At 69.8% G+C, this 15,321-nt stretch carries 14 protein-coding genes and 1 tRNA gene; 11 read left to right on the top strand and 4 right to left on the bottom strand.

Annotated features, from left to right (window positions below; translation table 11 throughout):
* Positions 1–8: 8 nt before the first annotated feature.
* Both HNQ70_RS18490 and HNQ70_RS18485 read right to left on the bottom strand, forming a co-directional pair.
* Positions 9–608 (bottom strand): peptidylprolyl isomerase, encoded by a 600-nt coding sequence (locus HNQ70_RS18490; RefSeq protein WP_183970561.1) that lies wholly within the window; start codon positions 606–608, stop codon positions 9–11.
* An 85-nt stretch (positions 609–693) separates the two neighbouring features.
* Complete coding sequence (locus HNQ70_RS18485; protein WP_183970560.1) at positions 694–1,428, bottom strand: tetratricopeptide repeat protein; 735 nt, start codon at positions 1,426–1,428, stop codon at positions 694–696.
* A 100-nt stretch (positions 1,429–1,528) separates the two neighbouring features.
* Here HNQ70_RS18485 and cysS point away from each other — a divergent pair, with 100 nt between their 5' ends.
* The 8 genes from cysS to HNQ70_RS18445 all read left to right on the top strand — a co-directional run bounded on the left by cysS (position 1,529) and on the right by HNQ70_RS18445 (position 9,491).
* On the top strand, positions 1,529–2,935 hold the full coding sequence (gene cysS / locus HNQ70_RS18480; protein ID WP_183970559.1) for a cysteine--tRNA ligase: 1,407 nt from the start codon (positions 1,529–1,531) through the stop codon (positions 2,933–2,935).
* Positions 2,936–2,939: 4 nt separating this feature from the next.
* Complete coding sequence (locus HNQ70_RS18475) at positions 2,940–3,587, top strand: DNA-3-methyladenine glycosylase family protein (protein ID WP_183970558.1); 648 nt, start codon at positions 2,940–2,942, stop codon at positions 3,585–3,587.
* A 135-nt stretch (positions 3,588–3,722) separates the two neighbouring features.
* Entirely contained in the window at positions 3,723–4,697 is a 975-nt protein-coding gene (locus tag HNQ70_RS18470; protein ID WP_183970557.1) for an acetyl-CoA carboxylase carboxyltransferase subunit alpha, read from the top strand.
* Positions 4,663–6,198 carry a tRNA lysidine(34) synthetase TilS gene (gene tilS / locus HNQ70_RS18465; RefSeq protein WP_183970556.1) on the top strand — a complete coding sequence of 512 codons (1,536 nt, stop codon included), beginning with the start codon at positions 4,663–4,665 and terminating at the stop codon, positions 6,196–6,198. The genes HNQ70_RS18470 and tilS overlap by 35 nt, the downstream gene beginning before the upstream one ends.
* A gap of 53 nt (positions 6,199–6,251) precedes the next feature.
* Positions 6,252–7,508: an aspartate kinase gene (locus HNQ70_RS18460; protein ID WP_183970555.1), complete on the top strand. Its 1,257-nt coding sequence runs from the start codon at positions 6,252–6,254 to the stop codon at positions 7,506–7,508.
* Positions 7,509–7,627: 119 nt separating this feature from the next.
* Positions 7,628–8,815 carry an ABC transporter substrate-binding protein gene (locus HNQ70_RS18455; RefSeq protein WP_183970554.1) on the top strand — a complete coding sequence of 396 codons (1,188 nt, stop codon included), beginning with the start codon at positions 7,628–7,630 and terminating at the stop codon, positions 8,813–8,815.
* Positions 8,816–8,904: 89 nt separating this feature from the next.
* Positions 8,905–8,997 (top strand) — tRNA-Ser (locus HNQ70_RS18450).
* Between the two features lie 77 nt (positions 8,998–9,074).
* On the top strand, positions 9,075–9,491 hold the full coding sequence (locus tag HNQ70_RS18445; protein ID WP_183970553.1) for a PaaI family thioesterase: 417 nt from the start codon (positions 9,075–9,077) through the stop codon (positions 9,489–9,491).
* Positions 9,492–9,547: 56 nt separating this feature from the next.
* Here the strand turns inward: HNQ70_RS18445 and HNQ70_RS18440 are convergent, their stop codons facing one another.
* Positions 9,548–10,537 carry a Bug family tripartite tricarboxylate transporter substrate binding protein gene (locus tag HNQ70_RS18440; RefSeq protein WP_183970552.1) on the bottom strand — a complete coding sequence of 330 codons (990 nt, stop codon included), beginning with the start codon at positions 10,535–10,537 and terminating at the stop codon, positions 9,548–9,550.
* A 359-nt stretch (positions 10,538–10,896) separates the two neighbouring features.
* On the opposite strand from HNQ70_RS18440, the gene HNQ70_RS18435 reads away from it, so the two are divergent.
* Positions 10,897–11,622: a TetR/AcrR family transcriptional regulator gene (locus HNQ70_RS18435; RefSeq protein ID WP_183970551.1), complete on the top strand. Its 726-nt coding sequence runs from the start codon at positions 10,897–10,899 to the stop codon at positions 11,620–11,622.
* A gap of 109 nt (positions 11,623–11,731) precedes the next feature.
* On the opposite strand, the gene HNQ70_RS18430 is transcribed toward HNQ70_RS18435, so the two are convergent.
* Positions 11,732–13,483 (bottom strand): N-acyl-D-amino-acid deacylase family protein, encoded by a 1,752-nt coding sequence (locus HNQ70_RS18430; RefSeq protein ID WP_183970550.1) that lies wholly within the window; start codon positions 13,481–13,483, stop codon positions 11,732–11,734.
* Positions 13,484–13,726: 243 nt separating this feature from the next.
* Here HNQ70_RS18430 and HNQ70_RS18425 point away from each other — a divergent pair, with 243 nt between their 5' ends.
* Complete coding sequence (locus tag HNQ70_RS18425) at positions 13,727–13,948, top strand: acyl-CoA carboxylase biotin carboxyl carrier protein subunit (RefSeq protein WP_183970549.1); 222 nt, start codon at positions 13,727–13,729, stop codon at positions 13,946–13,948.
* Between the two features lie 49 nt (positions 13,949–13,997).
* Positions 13,998–15,239: a glycosyltransferase family 4 protein gene (locus HNQ70_RS18420; RefSeq protein ID WP_183970548.1), complete on the top strand. Its 1,242-nt coding sequence runs from the start codon at positions 13,998–14,000 to the stop codon at positions 15,237–15,239.
* Positions 15,240–15,321: the final 82 nt, after the last annotated feature.

Genomic DNA, 15,321 nt, shown 5'->3' with positions numbered 1-15,321 from the left:
TGCGGGGCTCAGCGTCCGCCGACCACCGACACCGACTCGATCGTCACCGGTTCGGCGGGCACGTCGCCGAACGGGCCCATGCGGCCGGTCTTGACCGCCTTGATCGCGTTGACCGCTTCCATTCCCTTGATCACCTTGCCGAACACCGCGTAGCCGTGGCCGTCCGGCTGGGGATGATTCAGGTTCGCGTTGTCGACCGTGTTGATGAAGAACTGCGCGGTGGCGGAGTCGGGCGCGGAAGTGCGCGCCATCGCGAGCCAGCCGGCGTCGTTGCGCAGTCCGTTTTTCGATTCGAGCGGGATTGGCGCGCGGGTCTTCTTCTGGCCGAAGTCGGGTGTGCCGGGCTTGTAGAAGTCCGGGGTGAAGCCGCCGCCCTGGATCATGAAGTTGCCGATCACGCGGTGGAAGACGGTGCCGTTGTAGTGGCCGTCGCGCACGTACTGCAGGAAGTTCTCGACGCTCTTGGGCGCCTTGTCCGGATAGAGCTCGACGACGATCTCGCCCATCGAGGTCTTGATCAGGACCTGCGGGTTCGCAGCGGCGGCGCCGTCCTCGACGACGGTGAGTGCGACGAACATCGCACCGATCAGGGGAAGCTTCTTCAGCATGGAGGTTCTCCGTTGTGGAACTGGAAGAGGGATGGCCTGGGGTTCGGGCGCGGGGCGGAGCCGGCGCGGCTGCCGGGCGTGGGGCTCAGCGGGCCGGCGCGGCGCGGTCGCCGGGGCGCGACGGGCTCGCGGGCTGCGTGGCCGGGGGCTGCGTGGTCGCGGGCTGCGCGCTCGCAGAGCCTGCCCCTGGTGCGGGGAGCGCCACGCGCTGCAGCAGATCGCGCGCCAGCGCCAGCTTGGCAGGGGCGCTGCGGTTGCGGGCGTCGGCGCGGCTGGCCCGCTCCCAGGAGCGCTCTGCCATGCGCAGGTAGACGTCGCCCAGGTTCTCGTGCGCCAGCGCGTAGCCCGGCAGCGCGCGGACCGCGTTCTCGAGCGCGGCGCGCGCCCGGTCCAGGTCGCCGACGGCCGCGTGCATCACCGCGAGGTTGTTGTGCGGCTCCGGCAGCTCCGGGAAGTCGGCCGTCAGCTGCTCGAACACGGCAATCGCATCGTCGCGGCGGCCGGCCTCGGCCACCGTGACGCCATAGAGGAAGCGCAGCTGCGCGTCGCGCGGCGCGGCCCTGAGCGCCAGCTCCAGCTCCTGCAGCGCGTCCTGGGTGCGGCCGTCCTTGCGCAGCGTCTGCACCCGCGCGACGGCGGCTGCGACGCGCCGCGGGTCGGACTGTTCGGGCACTGCGGCGGCTGCGGCCGGCGGCGCCCCGGGGCTTGCGCCCGGCGCTTGCTGTGCGAAGGCCGGCGCAATTGCGGCCGCTGCGGCGAGCGCGGCGGCTGCTGCGATGCTGCGGATCGCCGGGAACCCCGGTGCTATACTGGTTTTCATCGCGCCATTCTAGCAATCCGCCCGGCGTGGCCGCCTCGTGCGCCGGCCCCGGTTGCCACCGGTGAGGGCCTGGCGGCAGCGCCGGCGTCACGCCCGCCCCATGCTCCGACTCCACAATTCTCTTACCCGGCAGAAGGAAGACTTCGTTCCGCTGGAACCCGGCCGTGTCCGCATGTACGTCTGCGGAATGACCGTCTACGACTACTGCCACGTCGGCCATGCGCGTGTGCTGGTCGTCTTCGACGTGGTGCAGCGCTGGCTGCGCGCCACCGGCTACCAGGTCACCTACGTCCGCAACATCACCGACATCGACGACAAGATCATCCGGCGGGCGGTGGAGAACGGCGAGACCCTGCGCGCGCTCACCAGTCGTTTCATCGGGTACATGCACGAGGACGAGCGGTCGCTTGGCGTGCAGCCGCCGGACCACGAGCCGCGCGCCACCGACTACGTGCCGCAGATGCTCCGCCTGATCGAGCGGCTCGAGGGAAACGGCTATGCCTACCGCGCCGCCGACGGCGACGTGAACTTCGCGGTGCGCCGCTTCGAGGGCTACGGCCGTCTCTCAGGCAAGAGCCTGGACGACCTGCGCGCCGGCGAGCGCGTGTCGGTGGCGGACGCCAAGCAGGATCCGCTCGACTTCGTCCTCTGGAAGGCAGCGAAGCCCGGCGAGCCGGACGAGGCGAAATGGGGTTCGCCCTTCGGCGCGGGGCGCCCGGGCTGGCACATCGAGTGCTCGGCGATGTCGACCTCGCTGCTGGGCGACACGATCGACATCCACGGCGGCGGTGCCGACCTGCAGTTCCCGCACCACGAGAACGAGATCGCGCAGAGCGAGGGGGCGCTGGGCTGCACCTTCGTGCGCTACTGGATGCACAACGGCTTTGTGCGGGTGGATGAGGAGAAGATGTCCAAGTCGCTGTGCAATTTCTTCACCATCCGCGAGGTGCTGCAGAAGTTCGACGCCGAAGTGGTGCGGCTGTTCATCCTGCGCGCGCACTATCGCAGTCCACTGAACTACTCGGATGCCCACCTCGAGGATGCGCGCGCGAGCCTGCTGCGCCTGTACACCGCCCTCTCGCCGGAGTTCCGGGGCGATGCCAGCGCAGCGGCGATCGCCTGGAGCGGCACGCACGAGCGGCGCTTCCGCGAGGCGATGGACGACGACTTCAACACCCCGGTGGCCCTGTCGGTGCTGTTCGAACTGGCCACCGAGCTCAATCGCAGCCGCGACCCCGCGCTGGAGGCCCGCTTGCGCGCGCTCGCGGGCGTGCTCGGGCTGCTTGCAAAGGACCCCGAGGAGGCGCGCCGCGGCGGCCTGCTGGGCAGCGACGCAGCGCAGGACGCAGGCGCCGACGACGTGCAGATCGGGCAGGCGGTGGCCGCGCGGGCGGCGGCCAAGAAGGCGCGCGACTTCGCCGAGGCGGACCGCATCCGCGCCGAGCTGCTGGCCCGGGGTGTCATCCTCGAGGACGGCCCCGCCGGCACCACATGGCGGCGCGGTTGAGGCCATGAGCGGCCCGGACTACTGGGCGCAGGCCTGCGACGAGCTGTCGCTGGCGGATCCCGTGATGGGCCGCCTGATCTCCGCGCGTGCGGACACGCATCCGGTACCGCGCGGCGATCCCTTCCAGACGCTGGCGCGCTCGATCGTCGGGCAGCAGATTTCGGTGAAGGCGGCGCAGGCGGTCTGGGATCGTTTCGCCCGAGCGGCGCGCGAGGTTTCGCCGGAGCGGGTGTCGCGGATGCGGGTCGGTACGTTGGCGGGCGCCGGGCTGTCGATGCGCAAGGCCGAGTACCTGAAGGATCTCGCGCAGCGTTTCCACAGCGGCGCGGTCGATCCGGCCCGCTGGCCCGCGCTGGCCGACGAGGAGCTCATCGCGGAGCTCGTCGAGGTGCGCGGCATCGGGCGCTGGACGGCCGAGATGTTCCTGATCTTCAATCTGCTGCGCCCAGACATCCTGCCGGTCGACGACCTCGGCGTGCTGCGCGCGCTGCAGCAGCACTATCCGGCGCACCTGCCCGACAGCCCTGCCGGCGTTCCGGGCCGGCAGGTGCGCCTGGCCGCCGCCGCGCTTGGCGAGCGCTGGCGCCCCTGGCGCACGGTCGCCACCTGGTACCTGTGGCGCAGCCTGGAGGCCGTTCCGGTCGACTACTGAGCTTTTCCGGCCTCGCTGCCGGCGTGATGGAAGTCCTTGAAACGATGGCTGGCGCGGGAATCGACATGTGCTTCGCCCGGCGTTACGATGCGCCCCGGCGGCATTTCGCGCACCGCCCGCTGTCCCGGAGATTCGATGAAAACCACCTTTCTTGATTTCGAACAGCCCATTGCCGACCTTGAGCAGAAGATCGATTCGCTCAGGTTCGTGCAGGGTGAATCGGCGGTCGACATCGCCGACGAGATCGAGCGCCTCCAGAAGAAGAGCCTGTCGCTCGTCAAGGACACTTACGCGAAGCTCACCCCCTGGCAGGTGGCCCTGGTGGCGCGCCACCCGCAGCGCCCGTACACGCTCGACTACATCGCCGCGCTGTTCACCGATTTCCACGAACTGCACGGCGACCGCACCTTCTCCGACGATCCCGCAATCGTGGGCGGGATGGCCCGCTTCAACGGCACGCCGGTGATGGTGATCGGGCACCAGAAGGGCCGTGACACCCGCGAGCGGGGCTACCGGAATTTCGGCATGCCGCGCCCAGAGGGCTATCGCAAGGCGCTGCGCCTGATGAAGCTCGCCGAGAAATTCGGCCTGCCGATCTTCACCTTCGTCGACACGCCTGGCGCCTTCCCGGGCGTCGGCGCCGAGGAGCGCGGGCAGTCCGAGGCGATCGGCCGCAACCTCTACGAGATGTCCGCGCTGCGGGTGCCGATCGTCACCACCATCATCGGCGAGGGCGGCTCCGGCGGCGCGCTGGCGATCGCGGTCTCCGACATCACGCTGATGCTGCAATACGCGGTGCTCTCGGTGATCTCGCCCGAGGGCTGCGCGGCCATCCTCTGGAAGGGCGCATCCAACAAGGCGCCCGACGCCGCCGAGATCCTCGGCATCACCGCCCACCGCCTCAAGGCCCTGGGCCTGGTCGACCGGATCGTCAGCGAGCCGGTCGGCGGCGCGCATCGTGACCCCGCGCAGATGATGCAGTTGCTGCGCCGCGCGCTCGGCGACGCCCTGCGCCAGTTCCAGGACGTCAAGCCGTCCGATCTGGTCCGGCAGCGGCAGGAGAGGCTTCTGGCCTATGGAAAATTCAAGGAGATCGGCGAAGGACGCTGATCCCGTCGTCGCGGCGCTCGCGCGGGCGCTCGGCGAGGCCTGCGCGGCTGCGGGGCCCTTGCCGCATCCGCCGGTCTTCGTGATCGGCTGGAGCGGCGGACTCGATTCCACAGTGCTGCTGCACGCCGCCGCGTCCGGCGCGCCAGCAGGCGCCCGGCTGGTGGCGGTCCACGTGCATCACGGCCTGCAGCCGGCCGCCGATGCGTGGCAGGCGCATTGCGAGCGCGAGTCCGGACGGCTGGGCGTGGCCTGCGAGATCCATCGGGTCGAGGACGCGCCTGCGCCCGGCGCCAGCGTCGAAGCCTGGGCGCGCGATCGGCGCTACGCCGCGCTGATCCGCGCAGCGGTGCGTCACGGCGCGCTCGGCGTGCTGACCGCCCACCACTCGGACGACCAGGTCGAGACGATGCTGATGCGCATCGCGCGCGGCAGCGGCGTGGACGGGCTGGCAGGCATCGAGGCGAGCGGGCGCCGCGAGGGCGTGCCGCTGCTGCGTCCGCTGCTCGGCCTGTCACGCGCCGAACTCGCTTTCTACGCGCAGCGCCATGGCCTGCGCTGGGTCGAGGATCCCAGCAACGAAGATCCGGCGCTGCTGCGCAACGCCTTCCGGCATCGGGTGCTGCCGGTGATGGACGCGGTGGCTCCGGCCTTTCGCGACAATCTGCTCCGCCTGGGCCTGCGGCTCGACGAGGCGCGCGCCGCGATCGAGGCGCTGGCGCGCATCGACCTGCGCGGCGCGTGCGTCGACGCGAACTCCATCGACGCGAAATTCGACGCGACTGCGCTCGGCGGGTGCCCAGGGCAGCGCGCGCAGCGGACTGCAGGGTCGTCGGCTGCCGGTCTTCCCGCGGACGGCGCTGCGCCTGTGGCGCTGGATGCGGACGCGCTCGCCCGGCTGCCAGCACCGCGACGGGCGGCTGCGCTGCGGCTGTGGCTCGAATTGCTGGGCGCGCGCGCGCCCACCGAGTCGAAGCTGAGGGAGATCGAGCGCCAGCTGGTGCTGGCTGCGGGAGCGTACGGACAGGTCGCGCACGAGGGCCTGCTGCTGCGCCGCCATCGGCGGCGCATCGCTGCCGCCCCCGTTGCGCAGGGCCTCGTCGTGGCTGCGCGGGACGCTGTCTCGCTTGCCTGGCAAGGCGAGCCCAGCCTTGCGGTGCCGGGCTTCGCAGGCATGCTGCAGTTCGACGAGGATGGCCCGGCGCAGGTAGCGCAGGTAGCGCAGGTCGGGGGCGTGAGCGCGGAGTGGCTGCGCGGACGTCCGCTCACGGTCCGCAGTCCGGACTCCATGCTGCGGCTGCGCGCGCAGCCCGGAGGCCGCGCCCGGACGCTGAAGAATCTCTACCAGGAGCGCGGGATTCCCGCCTGGCTGAGGCCCTCGCTGCCTCTCGTCGAGGCTGACGACCGGCTGTTGTTCGCGGCCGGGCTGGGCATGGATCACAGCCCCGGCTGGCCGCGCACCGGGCGCCTGGTGCGTCTATGCTGGATCGCCCCTCACGTATAATCGCGGGTTTTGCGCAGACCAGCGGGCCCGCTTCGAGCGGGTGGAATCCAGCCATGTCCCTGATCGTTCACAAGTACGGCGGCACCTCGATGGGCTCGACCGAGCGCATCAAGAACGTCGCAAAGCGCGTGGCCAAGTGGCACGCCGCCGGCCACCGGATGGTGGTCGTTCCGTCGGCGATGTCCGGCGAAACCAACCGGCTGCTCGGCCTGGCGCGGGAGATCCAGGATCAGCCCGATCCGCGCGAGCTCGACATGATCGCGGCCACCGGCGAGCAGGTTTCGGTGGGGCTGCTCGCGATGGCGCTGAAGGCGATCGGCGTCGACGCGGTGAGCTACGCCGGCTGGCAGGTGCCGGTGCGCACCAACTCGTCCTTCACCAAGGCGCGCATCGAGGCCATCGAGCCGGAGCGGGTGCACGCCGATCTCGAGGCCGGGCGCGTGGTGATCATCACTGGCTTCCAGGGCGTCGACCCCGCCGGCAACATCACCACGCTGGGCCGGGGCGGATCCGACACCTCGGCGGTGGCGGTCGCAGCGGCCCTGGGCGCCGCGGAGTGTCTGATCTACACCGACGTCGACGGGGTCTACACCACCGATCCCCGCATCGTCGCCGAGGCACGCCGGCTCGAGAAGGTCACCTTCGAGGAAATGCTCGAGATGGCCAGCCTGGGCTCCAAGGTGCTGCAGATCCGCTCGGTGGAGTTCGCCGGCAAGTACAAGGTCAAGACGCGCGTGCTCTCGAGCCTCACGCCCCCGGATATCCCTGTGGAGGTGGAGGCGCAGTCGGGCACCCTGATCACGTTCGAGGAAGACGAAAAAATGGAAAAGGCGGTCATCTCCGGGATCGCGTTCAATCGCGACGAGGCCAAGATCACCGTGTCGGGCGTGCCCGACCGCCCGGGCATCGCACACCAGATTCTCGGCCCGGTGGCCGACGCCAACATCGACGTCGACATGATCATCCAGAACGCCAGCGAGGCGGGGATGACCGACTTCTCGTTCACGGTCCACCGCAACGAGTACGAGAAGGCGCTCGCGGTGCTCGATGCGAAGGTCAAGGGGCCGATCAGCGCGGGCAAGATCACCGGCGATCCGAAGATCGCCAAGGTCTCGGTGGTCGGCATCGGCATGCGCTCGCACGTCGGCCTCGCCAGCCTGATGTTCCGCACCCTGTCGGAGGAGGGCATCAACATCCAGATGATCTCCACCAGCGAGATCAAGATCTCGGTGATCATCGACGACAAGTACATGGAACTCGCGGTCCGGGCGCTGCACAAGGCCTTCGAACTGGACCAGCCGCCCGCCTGACCTGCGTGCAAGCCGGGGGCGGCGGTTGCATCCGCAGGCGCCTCGGTGACAGACTCCCCGTCGACGGTGACCGGCGCCGCAGAGCGCCCGCGCCGCAACAACGACGAGGAGACACCATGATGTTTTTCCGCAAAACCGGCGCGCGCCTGCGCGCCGCAGTCACGCTCGCGGCTTTCGCCGCCAGCGCCCCTGCATTCGCCCAGGCCACCCAGGGCGTCACCGAAACCGAGATCCTGATCGGCTCGCACCAGGACCTCAGCGGACCGGTGGCTGCGCTGGGCGGCCCGCTGCGCGACGGCATGGTGCTCGCCGTCGAGGACATCAATGCCGCCGGCGGCATCCACGGACGCAAGCTGCGCCTGGTCGTCGAGGACACCTCCTTCGATCCCAAGAAGGCGGTCCTGGCCACCCAGAAGCTGCTGACGCAGGACAAGGTGTTCGCGATGGTGGCGCCGCTGGGCACCGCGCCCACGCAGGCATCGATGCCGCTGATTCAGGAGCGCGGCGTGCCCCTGCTGTTCCCTGGCACGCCTGCCGACTTCACCTACACGCCCTTCCACAGGCTGAAGTTCGCGCTGTCCTCGCCCTACGGCGAGCAGGTGCGCGCCCAGGTGAAGTGGGCGTACGAGAAGCTGGGCAAGCGCCGCTTCGGCGTGCTGTACCAGGATGACGAGACCGGCCAGAACGTGCTGCGCGCCACCGAGGAGCAACTGAAGGTTCACGGCCTGAGCCTGATCGAACGCGCGAGCTACAAGCGCGGCGCAATCGACTACTCCTCGCAGATCGCACGGCTCAAGGCGGCCAATGTCGACGTCCTGATCCTCGGCACCATCGTTCGCGAGACCGCAGCGGCCAAGATGGAGGCGCGCAAGCAGGGCTGGCCGGTGGACATGATGGTCAACGTGGCCGGCACCAACTCGGCCGTGTTCACGATCGCCGGCGCCGAAACCATGGAGGGGCTATACGGCCAGTCGCAGTTCCTGCCTCTGGATTCCGCGGAGCAGCCGCCGGCGGCCAAGGGCGTCATCGAACGCTACAAGACCCGGTTCGGCAAGAGCCCCGAGGACGGCATCGTCTTCGGCTACACCAGCGTGATGCTGTTTGCAGAGGGCGCGAAGAATGCCGGCCGCGACCTCACCGTCGACAGCCTTGTCAAAGGGCTGGAGAAGGTGCGCAACTGGACTTCCGCCTTCGGCGCCTCGCCGGTGAGCTTCAGCGAAACCGAGCGCCTTGGCGTGCGCGCCACCATGGTGATGCAGGCGCGTGGCGGCAAGTTCGTGCCGATTACGCCGCCAATTACCTACTGATCGCGCCGCGCGGCCGGCTCATTCGGGCGGCCGCGCTTTTTCGGATACAATTCGCCCCGAGCCGGCATCGAGTGAACAATTCGAAGCCAGGAGACGTGGCCGAGAGGTCGAAGGCACTCCCCTGCTAAGGGAGCATGCGGCCAAAAACTGCATCGAGGGTTCGAATCCCTCCGTCTCCGCCAAGCAATCACGCCCGCGCAAGCGGGCGTTGTTGTTTTGCGGGAGGAGCAAGCCGGCTGCGCGAGAAAGCACACGAGCGATGACCACGATCCAACCCAGCCCCCGCCAGCAGATCCTTCTCGAGTTTGCGCTCCATCGTCACCTCGGCCTCGCGTTCGAGGCATCCGCCGATGGCAAGGCGAGCGCCGGATTCGTGGTCGATCTGCAGCACATCGCCTTCGGCGGCCTGCACGGCGGCGTGCTCTATGCGCTGATGGACGCGGTGGCGATGCTGGCGCTGCTGACCCGGCTCGCGCCGGATCGGCATGCCGTGACGCATGACCTGCACGTCTCGGTGATGCGCGGCGCGGCGTTCGGCGACCGCGTCGTCCTGGCGGCGCAGGTCGCCCGCCTCGGGCGCAGCCTCGCGTTCGTCGACGTGGCCGCCCGCGTCGGTGAGACCATGATCGCGACCGCGCGCGTGACGAAGTCCGTGGTCGTCCCGAAGCCCGCGTAGCGCCGCGGTGGCGCCGAGGGCGCGCACCGCGGTCAAGGGCGGGCGGAGCCCTCCGCTCAGTCCAGCTTGATCCCCAGCTGGTCCGTCAGCCTGATCCAGATCGGGCTCTCTTCGCGCCACTTCCTTTTCGCCTCGTCCATCGTGGTCGGCTTGTCGCCGATCGCGAAGGCCTCGCGCAGCGCGACCGCCTTCGGTGAGTCCGCGCCTTCGACGAATGCCTGTGAGATCCGTTGCAGCACGTCCTCGGGGGTGGCGGCAGGCGCCACCATCAGCAGCCCGCCGCTGAGCCGGAAGATCTCGCCGTCGAAGCCCTGCGACGCGAACGAGGTGACCTGGGGAAGCTTCGGGGAGCGCTCGTCGCCCACCGAGGCCAGCACCTTCACCGAGCCGCGCGCGATGTGCGGGGCAAGCGCCATGTAGCTGCCGATTCCCGCCTGCGTGACGCTGGTGCTCACGTCCGGCCACATCGGCCCTTCACCCTTGTAATGGACGACGTTGATCTTGGTGCCGTAGCGCTTGTTGAACTCCTCGGTGGCAAGGTGCGGCACCGAGGCCGGGCCGTAACTCGCCATCGAGACCGGATTCTTGCGCGCGTAATCGACCCACTCCTTGACGTCGTTGACCGGCAGAGTGGAGGGCACCGCCATCAGCAGCGGTCCGACCGGGAACCAGCCCAGCGGCACGAAGTCGCGATCGGCATCGTAGGGCAGCCGGCGATAGAGCGTGCGCGCGCCCCAGACCGAGGTGGACGTGGTGATGCCGATGGTGTGCCCGTCGGCCGGTTCGCGGGCGAGCGCACCCAGCGACAGTGTTCCCCCTGCGCCAGGGCGGTTCTCGACGACGACCGGCGCGTTGAGGCGCTGCCCGAGGATTTCGCCGTAGACGCGCGCATAGGGGTCGGTGGTGCCGCCCGGGTTGAAGCCCACGAAGATTCGGATCGGCTTGGACGGCCACGCCTGCGCGCGGGCAGGGCCCACGCCAGCGGCTGCGAGCCCGGTTGCGGCAAGCGAGCCGAGGATCTGACGACGGCGGGAATCGGTCGGCATGCTTGTCTCCTCCCCTCGAGGGGTGTGTAGTGGTGCGAAGGATCATCGCACCGGTCCGGCTCGCGGTCGAGGGTCGAGATCCGGCGCCGGGACGCCGGCTGCCCAATCGGTGGGCATGGACTGGAGACCCGCGCCTTGCAAGGCTTTGGGGCGGCTCTCCAGTTATTGTCCACAGGGTTGCGCACGGTTTTGCGGAACAATCCGGAGGCAGCCGCACGGGCGGTCAGCCCGCTTCGCGCCGGGCGGGGAATCGCCCGGGATGGGGTGGTGCCGTCAGGCGATACACTGGCAGGCACTGGCCGCCATGCCCCGTTGCTGGCGCACTTGCGGACTCACCCGGAGCAGAACAGCCAGATTCGATGCCCATCAGCGATCTCGAACGTCAGTCCCCGGCCCTGGAGGGGGCGCCCCCGAGCGGCGACTCCGTGCCGGTCGCGGGCGCAACTGCTGCCGGAGGCGAGCGCGCGCCGCTGCTGCGGCGCACCCGCAACAGCGCGGAGGCGACCGAGCAGATGTTCCTGGCTGCTGCGCGCAATGCGTTCTCGGCGAAGGGCTACAGCCGCACCACGGTGCAGGACATCGTGGCGGGCACCGGGCTGAGCCGGGCGGCTTTCTACCAGTATTTTCGCGGCACCCATGACGTCTTCCTGCAGATCATCGGCGCGGTGGTCGATGAGGTGCTGGCCTCGTCGCGGGTGCGCAGCGGCACCACGCTGCGCGAGCGCGTGCATGCGGGCAACCGGCGCTACCTCGAGATCTTCATGGCGAACCGCGGCCTGATCCGGGCGATCGCCGAGGCCGCCTACGTCAATCCGGAGATCGCCGGGATCCGGTCACGGATGCGCAGGGCCTACCTTCGCCGCGTGCGCGATCACCTGGAGCGCCAGCGCAGTCACGGCCGCTGCCATCCGATTGACCCGGATGCCGCTGCGCTCTCGCTGGGGCTGATGGTGGAAGGTGCTGCCCATTCCTGGGCAGTGGCGGGTCTGGAGCCCTTCGAGCGGCCGCTCGACCTCGACCGGCTCTGCACCCAGGTGACGGAGATCTGGTGCCGGGCGGTGTACCTGGACCCCGACGCGCGCTGAATCGGGCCGGGGGGGTCGCCTGCGTTCCGGCTGCGCACGATCGGACCGCGGGCTCCGGCGCCGCCTGCGCCTTTCCAGGCCAGGCCAGCGCCGGTTCCGCGGCCGGACTTCAGGCCAGAGCCGGCTCCGCAGCCACGGCCTGCTTCGGACCCGCCTGGCGCCCCCGTACCAGCCGCCCGGGCAGCGCGCCGGTGGGCTGGCCGTTGCGGTAGATGACCTGGCCGGTCTTGATCGTGGCCACGTAGCCCTCGGCCTCCTGCATCAGCCGGCGGGCGCCGGTGGGCAGGTCGTAGACCATGCGCGGCGCCGTCAGGCGCAGCCGCTCGAAGTCGATCACGTTGACGTCGGCAAGGTAGCCCGGGGCGAGGACGCCCCGGTCCGCCAGGCCTACCGCCCGGGCGGTATCGTGGGTCTGGCCCTTGATCGCCTGCACCAGGTCCAGCCTGGGGCCGCGGGTGCGGTCCCGACACCAGTGGGTGAGCATCGACGTGGGCATGCTCACGTCGCAGATGGCGCCAACGTGCGCGCCGCCGTCGGACAGCGCGCTCAGCGTGTTGGGGTTCTCCAGCATCGCGCGCACCACCTCCAGGTCCCCGGCCGCGTAGTTCTGCATCGGGAAGTACAGGAAGGCCCGGCCTTCGTCGGCCAGCAGCGCGTCGTAGACGAGCTCGTCCGGGTTGACACCGAGCGCCAGTGCCTTCGCGCCGATGCTGTCCTTCGGGTCGGGCTCGTAGTTGGGCGGGTCGCCCAGCTCGAACATCTTGTGCTGGGCGTCCGCCAGGGAGTTGATGAACGGATGGCCCTTCTCGGGGTTCTCGGCGATCAGCTGCGCGCGGAAGGCAGGGTCGCGCATGATCGCCACGCGTTCCTCGAGCGGCCGGTCCATGATGGCCTGGTAGGACGGTCGCGAGATGAACGGATGCGCCGAGCCCTGCAGGCCGAGCATCAGTCCCACCGGACGGCTGGCGACCTGGGCCTTGATGTTGACGCCGGCGGCCGCTGCGCGGTCGAGGCGATCGAGCAGCGCTTTCCAGTTGTCGGGGACGCGGTCGACCTGCACGAGGCTGAAGCAGAGCGGCTGCCCCGACACCCGGGTGAGCTCGCACAGCAGCTCGAACTCCTGGTCCATGTCGGCGAAGTCCGAGGCCACCTGCAGCACGCCCGAACCGGCATCGCGCAGGCCGCTGGCGATGCCGATCATCTCGTCGGCGGCAGCGCGCACCGTGGGGGTCAGGTCGCCGTCGGCAGTGCGATGGATCATGGTGCGGGTTGTGGAGAAGCCCAGCGCGCCGGCGCGGATCGCCTCGGCGGTGAGCGCGCGCATCCGTTCGATCTCGTCGGCAGTGGCGGGCGCGCGGTTTGCGCCGCGCTCGCCCATCACGTAGACGCGCAGCGCGCCGTGCGGCAGCTGGACCGCGACGTCGATGTCGTGCGGCAGTCGCTCGATCGCATCCATGTACTCCGGGAAGCTCTCCCATTGCCATGAGAGCCCTTCGTGGAGCGCGGCGCCGGGAATGTCCTCGACGCCTTCCATCAGGCGGATCAGCGTGTCGTGATCGGCGGGCCGCGCGGGCGCGAACCCCACGCCGCAGTTGCCTGCGAGCACCGTGGTGGCGCCCAGGTTCGACGAGGGCGAGAGCCTCGAGTCCCAGGTCACCTGCCCGTCGTAGTGAGTGTGGATGTCGACCCAGCCCGGCGTGACCATCAGCCCGCGGGCGTCGATCTCCTCGCGGCCACGGGCACGCACTTCGCCCACCTCGACGATGCGGCCGTCCGCGATCGCGATGTCGGCCTGGTAGGGGGCGGCGCCGGTGCCGTCGTAAAGGGTGCCGCCGCGGATGACGAGATCGACCGTGCCCATGCTGTGTCTCCTGGTCTGTGTCTTGTGGATCGTCGATCATCACACATCCCTTGCGGGCCGGCCGGCGGGCGGGCCCGGATTCGGCATGCGGGGCGGAGCGCGGCGCCGCCCGTCGTTCCGGGAATCGGAACCAGGCCGGCGTGCGCGCTCGGCTAAGATCGACCGCTTGCGCGGAGCGGCTCGCCCGCCGATGGAGGCGGGCAGCGCGGCGGCGATCGTCGAAACAACCAGGAGAGGAAGCAGATGGCGCGGATCGAGGTCAAGAGCGAGGTTGCGGGGCGGGTCTGGAAGATCGAAGCGGAACCGGGCGCGGCGCTGGCCGGCGACGACACCATCCTGATCATCGAGTCGATGAAGATGGAAATTCCGGTGGGCGCTCCCCGCGACTGCCATCTGGTCGAGGTGCGCGTCGCCGAGCAGGACACGGTCGCCGAGGGCCAGGTGGTCGCGGTGGTGGAGGCCTGAGGCACCCGCGCGAGGTCGTTTCCATCATCGACGAACTGCGGCGACCCGCTTGAAGATCCTCTTCGTTCACCAGAATTTCCCGGGGCAGTTCCTGCACCTGGCGCCCGCGCTTGCCGCGCGCGGCCATGAGGTCGGCGTGCTCACGATGCGCACCGGGCTGCCCAAGGTGTGGCAGGGCGTCCGGATTGCGACCTACCGAGTGCAGCGTGGCAGCACGCAGGGCATCCATCCCTGGCTGGTCGATCTTGAGTCCAAGGTGATCCGGGGCGAGGCGGCTTTCCGCGCCGCCCTCGCGATGCGGAAAGCGGGCTACGAGCCCGACGTGGTGATCGCCCATCCGGGCTGGGGCGAGAGCCTTTTTCTGAAGGACGTCTGGCCCCGCGCGCGGCTGGGCATCTACTGCGAGTTCCACTACCGGGCATCCGGCGCCGACGTCGGCTTCGACCCGGAGTTCCCAGCCACTGACCCTGGCGACCCCTGCCGGATCCGGCTCAAGGGGGTCAACAACCTGCTGCATTTCCAGGCCGCCGATGCCGGGCTGTCGCCGACCCGCTGGCAGGCCGACAGTTTCCCGGACGCGTTCAGGCCGCGCATCTCGGTGATGCATGACGGCATCGATACAGACCGGGTGGCGCCCGACCCCTCGGCGTTCTTCGAACTTGCGGAAGCGGAAGCTCCGCTGCGCCTGGTCCCGGGCGACGAGATCATCACCTTCGTGAACCGGAACCTCGAGCCTTATCGCGGCTATCACGTGTTCATGCGGATGCTGCCGGAGATCCTGCGCCGCCGCCCGGGCGCCCGCGTGGTGATCGTCGGGGGCGACGGCCTGAGCTACGGCGCGCCCGCGCCTGGCGGTCGCAGCTGGAAGGACGTGTTCCTCGACGAGGTGCGCGCGCGCATCGACCCTGCGCGGGTCCATTTCACCGGCAGGCTGCCCTACGAGCGCTACCTGGCGCTGCTGCGGGTCTCCGCAGTGCACGTCTACCTGACCTATCCCTTCGTGCTGGGCTGGAGCCTGCTCGAGGCGATGAGCGCGGGCTGCGCGATCGTTGCCAGCGACACGCCGCCGGTGCGCGAGGCGATCGTCCACGGCGAGACCGGGCGCATGGCGGGTTTCCTCGACGTCGCCGCGCTGGCCGATGAGGTCTGCGGGCTGCTGGAGGATCCTGGCGCGCGTGTCCGTCTCGGTGCCGCCGCGCGGGAGCATGCGCGCCGGCACTACGACCTGCGTACGGTCTGCCTGCCGGGGCAGGTGGCGTGGGCGGAGTCCGTGGCCGACGCGAGGGATTGAGCGTCGCGCCGGGCCGGCACGGGCTCGAAACCGGCAGGCGATAACATAAACTTCCGCCTTCGATGCGCCGGATGAGCCGGCG

The sequence above is a fragment of the Quisquiliibacterium transsilvanicum genome (assembly GCF_014202215.1).
GTDB lineage: Bacteria > Pseudomonadota > Gammaproteobacteria > Burkholderiales > Burkholderiaceae_E > Quisquiliibacterium > Quisquiliibacterium transsilvanicum.
Note: the sequence above shows the minus strand (reverse complement) of the source record. Positions and strands in the feature narration are given on the sequence as shown.

Excerpts from the sequence above, each read along its gene's own strand:
- HNQ70_RS18430 (WP_183970550.1), bottom strand. The coding sequence starts at position 13,483 with ATGGGCACGGTCGATCTCGTCATCCGCGGCGGCACCCTTTACGACGGC.
- cysS (WP_183970559.1), top strand. The coding sequence starts at position 1,529 with ATGCTCCGACTCCACAATTCTCTTACCCGGCAGAAGGAAGACTTCGTT.
- HNQ70_RS18435 (WP_183970551.1), top strand. The coding sequence starts at position 10,897 with ATGCCCATCAGCGATCTCGAACGTCAGTCCCCGGCCCTGGAGGGGGCG.
- HNQ70_RS18440 (WP_183970552.1), bottom strand. The coding sequence starts at position 10,537 with ATGCCGACCGATTCCCGCCGTCGTCAGATCCTCGGCTCGCTTGCCGCA.
- HNQ70_RS18470 (WP_183970557.1), top strand. The coding sequence starts at position 3,723 with ATGAAAACCACCTTTCTTGATTTCGAACAGCCCATTGCCGACCTTGAG.
- HNQ70_RS18425 (WP_183970549.1), top strand. The coding sequence starts at position 13,727 with ATGGCGCGGATCGAGGTCAAGAGCGAGGTTGCGGGGCGGGTCTGGAAG.
- HNQ70_RS18445 (WP_183970553.1), top strand. The coding sequence starts at position 9,075 with ATGACCACGATCCAACCCAGCCCCCGCCAGCAGATCCTTCTCGAGTTT.
- HNQ70_RS18485 (WP_183970560.1), bottom strand. The coding sequence starts at position 1,428 with ATGAAAACCAGTATAGCACCGGGGTTCCCGGCGATCCGCAGCATCGCA.
- HNQ70_RS18475 (WP_183970558.1), top strand. The coding sequence starts at position 2,940 with ATGAGCGGCCCGGACTACTGGGCGCAGGCCTGCGACGAGCTGTCGCTG.
- HNQ70_RS18490 (WP_183970561.1), bottom strand. The coding sequence starts at position 608 with ATGCTGAAGAAGCTTCCCCTGATCGGTGCGATGTTCGTCGCACTCACC.
- tilS (WP_183970556.1), top strand. The coding sequence starts at position 4,663 with ATGGAAAATTCAAGGAGATCGGCGAAGGACGCTGATCCCGTCGTCGCG.
- HNQ70_RS18460 (WP_183970555.1), top strand. The coding sequence starts at position 6,252 with ATGTCCCTGATCGTTCACAAGTACGGCGGCACCTCGATGGGCTCGACC.
- HNQ70_RS18455 (WP_183970554.1), top strand. The coding sequence starts at position 7,628 with ATGTTTTTCCGCAAAACCGGCGCGCGCCTGCGCGCCGCAGTCACGCTC.